General features: G+C 73.0%; 8 protein-coding genes. 1 reads left to right on the top strand and 7 read right to left on the bottom strand.

The features are described 5' to 3' along the window. Positions 1-54: 54 nt before the first annotated feature. The 7 genes from ACWD0A_RS15380 to galU form a co-directional block, all read right to left on the bottom strand. Positions 55-2,028, bottom strand: a complete 1,974-nt coding sequence (locus ACWD0A_RS15380) for a hypothetical protein (RefSeq protein ID WP_451298243.1) — start codon at positions 2,026-2,028, stop codon at positions 55-57. After that, positions 2,025-4,121: a glycosyltransferase family 4 protein gene (locus ACWD0A_RS15375; RefSeq protein ID WP_451298241.1), complete on the bottom strand. Its 2,097-nt coding sequence runs from the start codon at positions 4,119-4,121 to the stop codon at positions 2,025-2,027. Before ACWD0A_RS15375 ends, ACWD0A_RS15380 begins: the two co-directional genes overlap by 4 nt. Then, positions 4,118-5,881, bottom strand: a complete 1,764-nt coding sequence (locus ACWD0A_RS15370; RefSeq protein WP_451298239.1) for a stealth family protein — start codon at positions 5,879-5,881, stop codon at positions 4,118-4,120. The genes ACWD0A_RS15375 and ACWD0A_RS15370 overlap by 4 nt, the downstream gene beginning before the upstream one ends. Further along, positions 5,878-7,500 (bottom strand): sugar phosphotransferase, encoded by a 1,623-nt coding sequence (locus ACWD0A_RS15365; RefSeq protein ID WP_451298237.1) that lies wholly within the window; start codon positions 7,498-7,500, stop codon positions 5,878-5,880. Before ACWD0A_RS15365 ends, ACWD0A_RS15370 begins: the two co-directional genes overlap by 4 nt. A gap of 15 nt (positions 7,501-7,515) precedes the next feature. After that, positions 7,516-9,135, bottom strand: a complete 1,620-nt coding sequence (locus ACWD0A_RS15360; protein WP_451298235.1) for a stealth family protein — start codon at positions 9,133-9,135, stop codon at positions 7,516-7,518. 195 nt (positions 9,136-9,330) lie between these two features. Beyond that, complete coding sequence (locus ACWD0A_RS15355; RefSeq protein WP_451298233.1) at positions 9,331-11,049, bottom strand: hypothetical protein; 1,719 nt, start codon at positions 11,047-11,049, stop codon at positions 9,331-9,333. 136 nt (positions 11,050-11,185) lie between these two features. Further along, positions 11,186-12,106, bottom strand: a complete 921-nt coding sequence (galU, locus tag ACWD0A_RS15350) for a UTP--glucose-1-phosphate uridylyltransferase GalU (protein WP_451298231.1) — start codon at positions 12,104-12,106, stop codon at positions 11,186-11,188. 195 nt (positions 12,107-12,301) lie between these two features. Between galU and ACWD0A_RS15345 the strand changes: the two genes are divergently transcribed. Further along, a complete protein-coding gene (locus ACWD0A_RS15345; RefSeq protein WP_451298229.1) occupies positions 12,302-13,402 on the top strand; it encodes an LCP family protein in 1,101 nt (366 codons plus the stop codon). Positions 13,403-13,413: the final 11 nt, after the last annotated feature.

Below are 13,413 nucleotides of genomic sequence, written 5' to 3'. Positions count from 1 at the left end.
ACGGGCCGTACGGACGTATCCGTACGGCCCGTTCGCGTGTCCGCGGGCCGTCCGTCACACGATGCGGACCGGTCCCAGGGGGCTGCCGGTCTCCGGCGTGAGCTGGCGGTGGACGTGGAGCCTGCCGTCCGTTCCGACGGCGGTGATCACGAGGGCGCCGGCCGCGTCGAGCGTCATGGCCGGGGCGTGCGTGAGCATGTCGCCGCGTTCGCGCCAGTGCGCTCCGGCAACGTCCTTGTCGCGGACCGGCAGCGAGACGACGAGCCGGCCGCGGGATCCGCGGTGCGCCAGGTACGCCTCGCGGGCGCCGCGTTCGGGCGCCCACAGGGCGGCGACCGCGCCGGTGCCGGCGTGTCCGCCGACGCCCGCTCCGGCCCCGGGCCAGCGCCCGTTCTCGTGCTGGCGGTAGGCCATCACCTGGCCGGTGGCGGCCTCGCGGAAGTAGAGACAGGTCCGGTTGCCGCCGGAGTTGACGGCGGTGACCCCGCCCGTGGCGACCTTGCCCGTGGTCAGGGTGTCGTCGCGGACGAAGGGCGCGCCCATGTCGGCCTGGTGGTAGCGGTGCACGGAACCCTTCCCGGGAACGTAGAGCTCGACGGCCCCCAGGTCGTTGCGGATCGCCGTGCCGGCGTCCTGGACGAAGGAGCCGCCGAGGTCCTCCCACGGCCCCCAGCCGCCGCGATCGTCCTGGCGGCGCATGCTGATGCCCTGGCTGAAGTTGCGGACGAAGACGTGGAGCCGGCCGGCGCCGTCGACCGCGGCGGACGGCACACCCGTCTCGCGCTGGAACCGCGGGTCCGTGTGGTGCCAGTCCGGGTTCTCCAGGCTCTCCCAGTCGTAGAACCCGCCGCCGTCCGGGTCCTGCGTCGTGTGGACGAGATCGACGCCGACCTCGCCGCCGGGCATCTCCCGGCGGCGCAGGGCCACGAGGTGGGCCGGCCCGCCCGGTTCCCCGGCCACCGCCAGGGTGGGAGCGATCCATCCGTCGCCGAGCGTGAACGGGCCCTGCCATTCCCCCGTGGCGGGGCCGGTCTCCGTCCAGAGCGCCAGCCGGCCCCCGAGGACGGCGAAGGCGTTGAGCCGGCCGCCGGGTCCGAGCCGCAGCCAGTCCGTGGCCGGTGAGTAGCGGTAGGCGGCGCTGCGCATGTGGGTGCTGCGGTAGGGGTTGGGACCGAGCTGGCGGTCGCCGCAGGCGTCGCAGGTGCCCTGCGGGCACGCGGTGGTGGCGTCCAGTCCCGCGTAGGTCGCGAGGTAGGCGGCCTTCTCCTCGACGGCGCCCGCGTCCAGGTTGTAGCCCCAGAACCGGTTGGCGTACGCCCTGAAGTGCTCGACGACGGGCGGGGTGGGGGCCGTCTCCCGGTGGCGGGCGAGGGCCTCGAGCGCGAACCGCGCGGTGGCGGTGTGGTCGAGATGGTCCGACAGGACGAACCCCTCTTTGCCGCCGTCGTGTTCGGGGTCGGGGTCCATGGTGCGCACGGTGGTCGGCCCGATGTGTGCGAGCAGCGACACGAGTCCGCCGACGACCTGCTCGCGGGAGACGTGCTGTACCTCGGCGACGGTCGAGCCGCGGACCGGCAGGGTGGCCTGGGTGCGGATCTGCCCGGCCCACAGGTCGGTGATGCGGGTGCGGGTGCCCTGGGGAGTCGGTGCGCCCATGTGCAGCTGGCAGAAGAACATCTGCACGTTCTCGCGCGCCGCCAAGGTGAAGCGTTCGACGGCGAACCCGGGGACGAGCTCGACGGGCTCGCGGCGCCACGGGCTGGTCCGGTCGCCGGTCGCCATCCGGGCGTAGGCGGAGCGCAGTCCGCAGCCGCGGGCGGTGCTGTAACCGGCGAAGTCGGGCTGGACGGAGCGGCGCTGGGGATTGTCGGTGTCGACGTTGATCCCGTCGCCCTCGCCGGCGGTGAGCACCACGGTGGTGATGCGGTCGCCGTCCTGGAGGGCGCGCACCAGGTCGGGGTTCATGAAGTACAGGTCGTCGTCCTGGTGGGCGACGATGTGCAGGATCGAGCGCGGTTCTCGGTTCATCGGTCCACCACATTCATGGCCATGGCTCCAGAGGCTGAGCAGTACGGACGGACCCGTACGGGACGGGAGGGGTGCACGACGACGAAGCGCGACGGCTCGTCGGCCACCGGGACGGCGGGGTAGGCGTAGGCGCCCTTGACGTCGGGGAAGTCCTCGAAGAGGTGGCAGACGCGCACCTTGCGGCGGTCGGCGGGGCTGGGCTGCAGCCACCAGTCCCAGTCCTCCCAGCGCTCCAGCCGGTCGTCGACGACCTGGCGGAGCGGCACCTCCGCGTGGAAGCTGCGATCGTCGGTGGCGTGGGCGGGTACGGAGATCTCGGCGCGGTGGTGACCGCGGCGCACGAGCACGAAGCGGGCGCCCGGGAGGACGGCACGCTCGGCGCACAGAACGCCGCGGACGCTGATGGCGTCGTCCGTGACGTCGACGGCGGTGCACTCCACGTGCTGGGCCCGGTGGACGGTGCGCAGCATGAGCTTGCCGCCCTGCTGGGCGTACGGGAGGTTCCAGACGACCGGTGCGCCGGCGGGCGAGGCGAGGAGCCGGGCCCGGGCGGCCATGAGGGCCCGGGTGTCGCGTATCCCGGCCTTCATGTGGACGGCCTCGCCCTTGGCGGACACCATCATGACGCGCCAGCGGCCGTCCCCGAGTTCCTCGAGGGCGGAGGGCGTGAGCGCGGCCGTGTAGCGCGTGCCGCCGGACGGCAGGGGTCTGCGGGTGGTGCGCAACGGCATGTCGGGCAGGCGCCGGCCGCCGGTGGGGTTCTGGCGCAGCTGGAGGTTCCAGCGGTGCTTGCCGTCGTCGGGGCCGTCGGCGGTGAACCGCAGCCAGCCGGCGTCGTCGGCGACGGTGTGCACCACCGCGGTGCGCACGGTGGCGGGCGGGGCGTCGCTGCCCGGTCCCCGGCCCAGTGCCTTGGCCGACGGCCTGCGGTACTTGGGCTCGGCCGCGGCGCGGCGCTCGGCGGCCGACTCGAAGAGTTCGGTGTAGCGCTCGGCGACGACTCCGGGGTCGTAGCGGGCGGAGTTGCGCAGGGCGGCCGTGCCCATGGCGCGCCGCAGCGCGTCGTCGGCCATCAGCCGGTGCAGCGCGGCGGCGACGGCTTCGGTGTCGCCGTTGGGGACGAGGATGCCGTCCTCGCCGTCCCGCAGGATCTCCCGGGGGCCGACGGGGCAGTCCGTGGACACCACGGGCAGCCCGCAGCGCATGGCCTCGACGAGGGTCATGCCGAACGATTCGGCGCTGGAGGTCACCGCGGCGATGGAGCCCTTGGCCCACTCCGACTCGATCGGCGAGAAGCCGCCCATGAGCAACGCCCGGCCCGCCAGGCCGAGTTCGGTGACCAGAGCGCGCAGCTTGGCCGCCTCGTTGCCGTCGCCGTAGATGCGCAGCTGCCAGTCCGGGAAGTCGTCCGCGACCCGGGCGAAGGCGCGGATCAGCAGGTCGTACCGCTTGATGTGGTGCATGCGGCCGGCGCTGACGACGACCTTGCGGCTGCCGTCGGACGGCGTGACGACGGGCTGCGGCACGCTGTTGGGGATGCCGACGACGGGCACGCCCGCGATGGGGGTGTGCTCCATGAAGGAGCGGGCGTCGGCGTCGGTGACCGTGGTGACGGCGTCCAGCCGGGGATAGACCCGGGCCATCTCCTCGCGCACGGCGGGCGGGATGGCGAGGTGGGTCATGTGTTCCTGCGCGACGCGCAGGGCCCCGTCCCGGGTGAAGCGGGCGACGAAGAGGTTGAGGCTCGGCCGGGTGCCGACGACCACGTCCGCGTCGGTCTTCTTCAAGTGGCCGATGACGCGTTCGTCGGAGAGCTTGCTGTACTGCGCGTAGAACTCCTCCTGGCGCGGGACGACGCCGGTCGGCTCGTCCAGGCCGGCCGCGCCCCGGTCGGCGCCGCTGCCCGCGCGCAGGTCGACCAGTGCCCGGACGGTGACCTGCGGGGAGATCTCGAACTTGGGGGCGGCCGCGCGGCGGAACACGGAGACGATTTCCACCTCGTGACGGGCGGACAGCGCCTCGGCGAGGTTGATCACGGTCCGGTTGGTGCCGCCGATGCCGTAGATGTTGTTGATCAGGAAGGAGACCTTCATCGTTCCTGGGGCTCCTTCAGCTCGAAGGCACTGGGGACGGGGTAGTACGCCTGCAGGAACCGGCTGAGCATGCGCGACTGCCGGTCGGTGTCCCGCCCGTCGGAGACGGTGTCGTTGATGCAGAAGGCCTGCCGGTCGCGGCGGGCCAGCAGGATGCCGAGGCGCCGCTCGATCTCGGGCCGGGCCAGATCCAGGTACGCGAACTCGATGTCGGAGGGCACGGCCCGGCCGGTGAAGTACGCGTAGTAGTGGTACAGCGACGAGGGGATGGAGATGTCGGTGGCGCTGCGGAACCGGCTGAGCATGGTGGCCCGGTGCTGTTCGGCGAACTCGCGCTCGATCTCGAAGAGCACGCTGCGGCGCAGCGGATAGGGCGCGTGCCGCATCTTCTGCACGATCGTCGAGCCGAAGCTCGCCTCCAGGATCCTGCGGTTGTTCTTTCCGGCCGCGTCCACCGGTCGGTCGCCGAGGGAGAGTTCCCACTGCGGGACCTGGGAGGGCGACAGGAAGACCCGTGTCATGCCGTTGGACAGGAAGAAGTCCTGGGGGGTGACGGGCCTGCCGAGGAACATGTCGTCGTTGAAGTAGAGGAACTGCTCCGAGAGGCCGTCGATGTGGTGCAGCCGGCTCTCGATGGCGTGCGAGTTGTAGGTGGGCAGCGCGTCGGCGTCGTCGAAGATCTCGGTGTGGTCGACGACCCGGATACGCGGATGGCGGGGGTCGAGCCAGTGCGGCCGCTGCCGGTCGGTGACCAGGTAGATCCGGCGCACCCAGGGCGCGTGCTGTTCCAGTGCGCGCAGCGAGTAGCGCAGTTCGTCCCGGCTGATGTAGCGGGCGGCGTTGGCCGATTCGGCGTGGTAGCCGCCTTCGCCGTACCGGCTCCGCCGCTCCTGCCACGCCGGGTCGTTGCCGTCCACCCACGTGTAGACGACGTCCACGGGGAAGCGGACGTCCTCGGGCAGCGGGACGGAGCAGGGCACGATGGTGCGCACCGCGCGGGTCCGGCGGGTGTGCAGCGCCGCGAAGCCGGTGAGCCGGCTGACGGGGACGAGGACGCGGGGCGCGTCCGCGGCGACGTACTCGGTGGTCCGGTTGGGGCGCGGGGCGACGAGCCGGTCGTCCTCGGGCCGCCAGAACTCGATGTCGCAGCCGTACTCGAGCCCCAGGGACAGCGAGCCGCCCGGGTCGCGCCAGACCATGCCGACGCGTACGGCGGACGCCTCGGCGACCGTCGCGCGGCCGCGGCGCGAGCCGCCGAGGGCGGCGCGCCCGTGGGCGTCGGGGCCCTCGCACCGGGCCACGTACAGCGGCGTGGACCGGCCGGCCGCGGCGACGGCCTCGCCGACCCGTGCCCGGTCGGCCGCGGACACGGCGAGGCAGGTGCGGAACTCGGAGGTGCCGCGCACCGCGAAGTGGTCGACGCCCGTCGCTTCGAGGGCGGAGACGACCAGTTCGAGGTTGGCCTCCCGCAGCCCGAGCGGGGACGCGGTGGGGCGTACGAGCGCGATCTGCGAGCCGCGGTCGACGAGCGCGGCCAGCCGCTCCCCCTGGGCGAACAGATGCGGCCAGCGGCGGCGGGCCCGGACGGCGCGCAGGGCGCGGGACAGGCCGATGCCGAGCTGGATGCGGCGCAGCAGCCGCTTGACGATGGAGCGCAGGCCCCTGGGCACGCGGCGTGCGATCGTGCGGCGCAGGGATGCCGGCAGCAGGGCGCGGTAGGCGCCGACGGCCGAGGACGCCTCGGGGTTGAGCGCGGTCATCGGCTTCCGTCCTCGCCGGCGTCCGCGTCGGCCGGGTGCTCGAAGGGGCTCTCGACCGGGAAGTAGCGCCGTAGGAACTCGACGACGGCGGCGGTGCCGCCGCGGCTGCGCGCCTCGGCCGTGGCCAGTCCGAACAGCTGGAACTGCTGGGCGTCCCTGCGCACCAGGAGCCGGTCGAGCCAGCGCTGCACGCCGGGCATGGCGGCGTGCAGGCCGAGGGTGGCCGCGCCGGAGGGGTCGGCGTAGCCGGAGCAGTGGGCGGCGTGGTGGACGAGTCCGTCGAGCGGGTGGGTGCCGGTCAGCTGGGGCGCCGTCTGGGTGTCGACGAGGTACTCGGTCCAGTCGTAGCCGTCGGCGATCGCGCGCAGGACGGTGAGGTTGTACGGCTGGACGCCGCAGGCGAATCCGTGGGCGACGGCCCGGGTGGTGAAGGCGTACGCGGTCCTGGTCCACGGCGCGGCGGCCTCCTCCGCCGTCCAGGGTCCGCGCCGCGGGCGCGTGCCGCCGAGGGGGGTGAAGAAGTCGAAGGGACGGACCGGCCGGGCGAGAACCGCGCCCGGGCGCAGCAGCAGGAAGTGCTCGGCGAGGCCGGGCAGTTCGTGCAGCTGTGCCTCCGCCTCCCGTCCCGCGCCGACGACGGTCAGCCAGTCCCCGGACCGCACCCACTGCGGCAGGGGGGCGAGCGCGACGAGGTGGACGGCGTCGAGCCACGGGGCGTACTGGTGCAGCGAGCGCAGGGTGGCCCGCAGCAGCTCCTCGGCCCATGCCCCGGTGTGCTGCCACAGGACGACGGCGTCGACGGGGAAGGTGACCTCCTCGACCCGCACGACGTCGAAGCCTTCGGGGACCCGGGTCGCCGCACCCGCGGCGGCGAGGTCGGCGTATCCGGTCAGCCGGTGGTGGTCGATCCCGACCGTCGCGGTCCCGGCGGCGACCACGCGCTGGACGCGGTTGGGGCGCGGCCCGACGAGCCGGGGTGCGGCGAGATCGGTGTTGAGGGTCCAGAACTCGATCTCGACGCCCTGGTCCTCGCCGATCAGCAGGGACCTGGTCGGTTCGGTGCGCAGCCACATGACCCGGATGACGCGGGCCTTGGCGAAGTGCTTCCACGCCTTGACATGGCTGCCGGGGATCAGGATCCCTGCGTTGTCGGCCGGGGAGACCGAGCAGACGTAGCCCGTCTGCTCCTCCAGCAGCGCCCGCAGCACGCGCCGTACGGCGGCCTTGTGCTCCTTCGGCACGGCGAGCGCCGTGCGCCGGTCGTCCAGCGGGGGCACCGAGAACCACGGGATGCCCGCGACGTCGAACGCGGCGGTGACCAGGTCGTGGTCGAGCCGGCGCGCGCGGTCCGCGGTGAGCTGCGCGTGGATGTGCGCGACGCGCCCGTCGTCCGTCAGGGCCCGCCCCTCGGGCCGGGCGGCGAACCGGGCGTCCCTGACCTGCTTGAGACTGCGGCGGTGCTGCCGCGACTCGCGGCTCGCCAGGGTGCGGGCGAGACGGGACTTGACCCTGCGGCGCACACGCGGCGGTACGCGGCTGGCCGCGAGGGCCCGGATGGGCTGCGGGACGATCTTCTGGTAGACGCCCGCGGCGGAGCTCATCGACCCCGGTTCAGACATGGCGTGGGCTCCTGTTCATCTCTCGTACGGGCTCGGGGTCGGGAAGTACGCGTTGAGGAATCCGTCGAGGACCTCCTGCTGCGCCTGAAGGTCCTCCGGTGTGGAGAAGGCGTCGTTGAGGCAGAAGGAGTCCTGGTTGCGGCCCTCCAGCAGCCGCTTGAGGCGGTCCTCGAGGTCCGGTACGGCCAGCTGGAGATAGGTGAAGGGCATCGAGCCCGGCTGGGCGCGCCCGGTGAGCGCCGCGTAGTAGAGCGCGAAGGAGGAGGTGGGCGACAGGTCCGTCATGGCCCGGAAGCGGCTGGCGGAGGTGCGGGCCCAGGCTTCGGGGAAGTCGGCCTCCGCCTCGTACATCGCGCTGCGGCGCAGGGCGTAGGGGATGTGTTCCATGGGCTGGGTGATCACGCGGCCGAAACGGCTCAGCAGCAGCGCCCGGTTGTTCTTGCACGCGGCGTCGACGGGGGTGTCGGTCGCCACGACGGGGCCCTGCGGGATGCGGTTGCGGGAGGGGAAGTAGCGGGCGGTTCCGGTGGGCGTGAAGAACGCGTGCGGCGCGACGGGCCGGCCGATGAACATGTCGTCGTTGAAGTACAGGAAGTGTTCGGCGAGTCCGTCGATGTGGTGCAGCTGGCTCTCGATGGAGTGCGAGTTGAACGTCGGCAGGTCGGCCGGGTCGCGGAAGATCTCGCGGTGGCTGACGACGCGGATGCCGGGCACGTCCTCGCGCAGCCAGGCCGGGACCTGGTCGTCGGTGACGACGTACACCGTGCGGATCCAGGGCGCGAAGAGGTGCAGCGAACGGATCGAGTACCGCAGTTCGTCACGGCTGATGAAGCGCGCGTCGCTGGCCGATTCCGCGTGGTAGGCCTCGCCCTTGGCGGTGGCCTTGCGCTGCTGCCAGGCCGGGTCCTGGCCGTCGACCCAGGTGTAGACGGCGTCGACGGGGAAGGAGATGTCCTCGACGGAGGGCACGAGGAACTCGGGCCGGGTCAGGAGGGCGGGCCCGTCCTCGGCGGGGGTGTGGTCGGAGACGAAGCGGCTGAACAGCCTGCCGGCACCGCCGACGTCGGTGCTGTCGGCCGCGACCGACCAGGTGACCCGGTTGGCCCGGGGCGCGACGAGGCTGCCGCCCTGCCGGCTCCAGAACTCGATCGTGCCGCCGTACTCGTGGCCGAGGACCAGATGTCCGCCGGGGTCGGTCTGGAGCCAGCTCAGCCGCACGGCCACGGCGGTGCGGATGTCACGCCACGCCCGTGGGTCCTTGCTGGGGACGGGGCGGCCGGCCGCGGCGGGCTCCGGAGGGAACACGGTGATGTGGCCGGGGTACGCCGACATGTAGCGGAAGATCCCGCCCAGCACCCGGTCGCGGTCGTCCTCGGCGACGGCCACGACCGTGCCGTGGTCGGAGGTGCCGCGGACCGCGAAGTACGGGACGCCGACGTGTTCGAGCAGTTCCGCGACGGCCGCACGGTTCATCTCCCGGGCGGCGAGCGGACGCGCGGACGGGTACACGTACGCCTCGTCGTCGGCCTCGCCGACCCGCATCCTGGGCGGCGGCGGCAGCCGGTCGTGCCCGTCCGCGTCCGTGACCCGACCGCTCCCCGCCCCCGCGTGTGCCACATGCCCAGACATGGTCATGAGCCCCTCCGTGCAAAGGTGTCGTCGACTCGCGCCCGCCGCCGGACAGCCGGACGACGCCGCGAGCGAAGAAGAATGACGATCAATCGACAAATACGGGCCGCGTGCGTTCCGCTCCGCGGAACCCGCGCCCCTCGTCGGCGGCGGCCCCCTGCCGCCCCCGACGTGAACCCCTCCCCAGGAATCCCCCTCGTGTCAGACGGTCACCCACCCGCCGAGCAGTAGACCTGGCGCCGTGGTGTCCTGGCGCGCCACCCGCAGGCGGCCGTCCGGGTCCAGCGACGCGACGACCAGCCGGCCGTACGCGTCGACGGCCGCGGCCGGTTCGCGGACCCCCTGTCCGCCCGTCCGCTCCCACCACAGGTCCGAGGGTTCGTGTTCCGTCGGATACGCGGCGATCGCCGTCTCGCCCTCGGGGGCGCGCTGGAGCAGCACCGTGCAGTCGTATCCGTCGATCGCCGCCCGGGCGAGGGTGACGCCCGCTCCCCCGGCGCCCCCGATCCGTGTCGCGGCGCCGTCCGTGCGCAGCGCCCAGAGCGCGCCGTCACGGGCGTCCGAGCCGTACACCGTGATGCGGCCGCCGCCGGTCGGCTGGGCCGCGAGCGGCGAGCCGGGCACCGGAAGCAGCGGCAGCGGATGCGGGCTGCGGACCAGGCCGTCCCCGTCGGGGGCGCGGTGCCAGCGCAGCACTCCCTCGTCCGACGGGGCGAATACCTCGGGTCCGCCCTGGTCGTCGAGCACGGCGGCGAGACCGTCGGTCACGCCCGAGCCCTGCCGGTCGGTCCAGCCGCCCCAGGATCCGTCCTTGGCCTGCGAGCGGGAGCTGACGCCCCGTCCGAAGTTGCGGGCGAAGAGGTGCGGGCAGCCGTCGGCGTCCACGACGACGGCCGGAACGCCCACTTCACGGCTCTTCACGGGGTGGCTGCCGTTGGGATTGCCGAGGGACCGCCACGGGGCGGCGGGCCGGCCGCTCTGGTACTGCACCGCGTGCATGACCTCGACCAGGGATCCCCCGGCCGGGTCCGGCGTCCGGCGCAGCGAGACGAGATGGACCCAGCCCTCGGGGCTCTGGGCCACGGACAGGACCGGCAGGAGGGACGGCGTGTCGGGCGACCGCCACTCGGTCCAGCCGGGACCGCCCGGCCTCTCCTCGGTCCAGCGCACGATGCCGCCGCCCACGGCGGCGTAGGCGGCGAGCCGCCCGTCGGTGCCGCGGGTGAGCCAGACACGGCGGCCCGGGTACCGGTTCACCGCGGGGCCGGGGGCCCCGGGCTCGTCGCAGGGCGCGGCGGCACGGAAGCACTCGACGACGAGCCCGGCGGTCTCCGGCCTGTCGGCGCGCAGCCGTACAGCTTCGAGGACGGCCTCGGCGACGGCCGTGTGCTCGGGGTGATCGGCGTAGGTGGCGACCTCTGCGTCCCAGGCGATGTGTTCGGGATCGGGGTCGGTGGTGCGGAGCACCGCCGCCGGGAAACGCTCCAGCAGCGCGGCCGCGAGGCTGGCCCGTTCCCGCTCGGCGCCGCGGGCGAGGCGGCCGGCCGCGTCGACGAAGCAGACCGCGATGCGGGATGCCGGGGAGAGGGTGTGGATGTCCAGGGACGTGCCGTCCGCCAGCCGTTCTCCACGGCGGCTCCAGCCCGCACCGGCGCCCAGGGCGTCGAGCAGAGCGGCGCGGCCCGCGGCGTCACCGGCCGCGAGGCAGACCACGGTCAGCGGGCGGCCCGGCTCGCTGAGGGCGGGCCCGACCTCAGCCCCGGTGAGGGACAGCACGTCGGCAGGGTGGGCGACGACGTGGAGGACACCGCCCCGCCCGCCGGCCCCTTGGGCGCTGTGCCCGGCGACGGTACGACGGGGCGCGGCCTTGCGCCGCCCCCGGCCCGCAGGCCGGCGCTCTTCCCTAGTGGCCCGCCCCACCTACCCGCTCCCTGACTCGCTATTCACAGGACCATCACATTACACACATCCGGACGCCTCTTTCCGTTGAGCAGGAAACTATTTCTGTGCGGTATCCGACACCCGGCGAGGCCCGGAAGCCCGGAGCTCCGGAGACTCAGAGCTCCTCGCGGACCCAGGCCCGCAGCCACGCCCGGAATCCGGGGCCGAGGTCCTCGTGCTCACAGGCGAGCCGGACGATGGCCCGCAGGTAGTCCCCGCGGTCGCCGGTGTCGTACCGCCGGCCCGCGAAGAGCACCCCATGGACCGGACCGCCCAACTCCGGGCGGATGGCCAGCTCCTGGAGCGCGTCGGTCAGCTGGATCTCGCCGCCGCACCCCGGAGGCGTACGGCGCAGGACCTCGAAGACCGCCGGGTCGAGGACATAGCGCCCGATGACGGCGTAGCGGCTGGGCGCCTCGCCGGGCGCGGGCTTCTCCAACAGGCCGGTGACACGCACGACATCGCCGTCGGCCGTCGCCTCCACGCCCGCGCAGCCGTAGAGGTGGATCTGCTCGGGAGCGACCTCCATGAGCGCGACGACACTGCCGCCCAGTGCCTCGCGGACCTCGACCATCCGGGCGAGGAGCGGGTCGCGGGGGTCTATCAGATCGTCCCCGAGCAGCACCGCGAACGGCTCGTCGCCCACATGGGCGGCGGCCGAGAGGACCGCGTGCCCCAGCCCTCGCGGGTCGCCCTGGCGCACGTAGTGCACGGTGGCGAGGTCCGCCGACTCACGGACCATCGACAGCCGTTCACCGTCGCCCTTGCGGCGGAGCGCGTGCTCCAGCTCGTAGTTGCGGTCGAAGTGGTCCTCCAGCGCCCGCTTGTTGCGGCCCGTCACCAGCAGCACGTCACCGAGCCCCGCGGCCACGGCCTCCTCGACCACGTACTGGATGGCCGGCTTGTCGACGACGGGCAGCATCTCCTTGGGCGTCGCCTTGGTGGCGGGCAGGAACCTGGTGCCCAGGCCCGCGGCGGGGATGACGGCCTTGGCCACTCCGGGGCGTGCTTCAGTCACGAAAATGTCCTGCTCCATGTACGAGTTGCGCGGTGTGCGGCGACACCGTGGAGGCGATGTGTCCATCCGGTGAACCCGAAGAATGTAACCGGGACCACGAGGAGTCGAAAATCTGTCTATAGTGCATGGTCAGCCACCTGTAGTGGACCGGCACCCCCCACCCGAGTCCCCATCCCCGCCGCGGCGGACTTTTGAGCAGAGGACTCGAGGAGCATGACCGACACCGTCACGACAACGGGTGCGCGCCGGAGCCGGCGCGCCGGCGCAGGCGGGGACGGAGGACGCCGGCGCCGCGCCGGACGCGGCCGGCGGCTGCGCAGAACGATCGGCCTGGTCCTGCTCGTTCTGCTGCTCGCGGCCGGCGGCACGGCCTGGTGGCTCTACAGCAGCCTCGACGGGAACATCAAGGCCGTCGACCTGAACCAGGCGATCGGCGACGACCGGCCGAAGAAACTCCCGACCACCGGTCGGAACCTGCTCGTTCTGGGTTCGGACTCGCGCGCCGGCAGCAACTCCGCCCTCGCGGGCGGCAATCCCGGCGGGGCCCGGTCCGACACGGCGCTCATGATCCACATACCGGAGGGCCGGTCCAGCGCGGTCGCGGTCAGCATCCCGCGGGACACGCTGGTCACCCGGCCCGAGTGCCTCGATTCCGACGGCTCCACCCTGCCGTCCCGGCAGCGCGTGATGTTCAACTCGGTCTACTCACTGGCCGGTCCGGCCTGTGTCGTCAAAACCGTCGAGAAGATGTCCGGCGTGCGCATGGACCACTACCTGGAGATCGACTTCGCCGGGTTCAAGGACCTGGTCGACGCGATCGGCGGCGTGACCGTCGAGCTGGACGAGCCCATCCGCGACACGTCGAGCGGCCTCGACCTCGGCGCCGGTTCCCACCGGCTGGACGGCACCGATTCACTGGCCTTCGTACGGACCCGGCACGGCGTCGGGGACGGCAGCGACCTCGGCCGCATCGGGCTGCAGCAGCAGTTCCTGGTCGCCCTGCTCAGCGAGGTCAAGAAGCAGGACCTGCTGGGCAGCCCGAGCAAGACGTACACGATCGCCGACGCCGCCACCAAGTCGCTGACGACCGACTCCGAACTGGCCTCCCTCACCGCGCTGGCCGACTTCGCCCGCAGCATGAAGGGCGTCGACCCGGCCTCCATGGAGACGCTCATGCTGCCGGTGCGGTACGACACCCAGGACCCGAACCGCGTCGTCGCCGCGGAGCCCCAGGCCACCGAGCTGTGGAAGGCGATACGCAACGACACCGCGATCCCGGAGTCGGCCAAGAAGTCCCCGGCACACGGCGGCTGACACTCTCTCGG

Source organism: Streptomyces sp. NPDC002867 (assembly GCF_053591895.1).
This window is presented reverse-complemented; position numbering and strand designations above follow the sequence as displayed.

Bases quoted from the DNA above. Each gene is read 5' to 3' on its own strand.
- ACWD0A_RS15380 (WP_451298243.1), bottom strand. From the start codon at position 2,028: ATGAACCGAGAACCGCGCTCGATCCTGCACATCGTCGCCCACCAGGAC.
- ACWD0A_RS15375 (WP_451298241.1), bottom strand. From the start codon at position 4,121: ATGAAGGTCTCCTTCCTGATCAACAACATCTACGGCATCGGCGGCACC.
- ACWD0A_RS15370 (WP_451298239.1), bottom strand. From the start codon at position 5,881: ATGACCGCGCTCAACCCCGAGGCGTCCTCGGCCGTCGGCGCCTACCGC.
- ACWD0A_RS15365 (WP_451298237.1), bottom strand. From the start codon at position 7,500: ATGTCTGAACCGGGGTCGATGAGCTCCGCCGCGGGCGTCTACCAGAAG.
- ACWD0A_RS15360 (WP_451298235.1), bottom strand. From the start codon at position 9,135: ATGACCATGTCTGGGCATGTGGCACACGCGGGGGCGGGGAGCGGTCGG.
- galU (WP_451298231.1), bottom strand. From the start codon at position 12,106: ATGGAGCAGGACATTTTCGTGACTGAAGCACGCCCCGGAGTGGCCAAG.
- ACWD0A_RS15345 (WP_451298229.1), top strand. From the start codon at position 12,302: ATGACCGACACCGTCACGACAACGGGTGCGCGCCGGAGCCGGCGCGCC.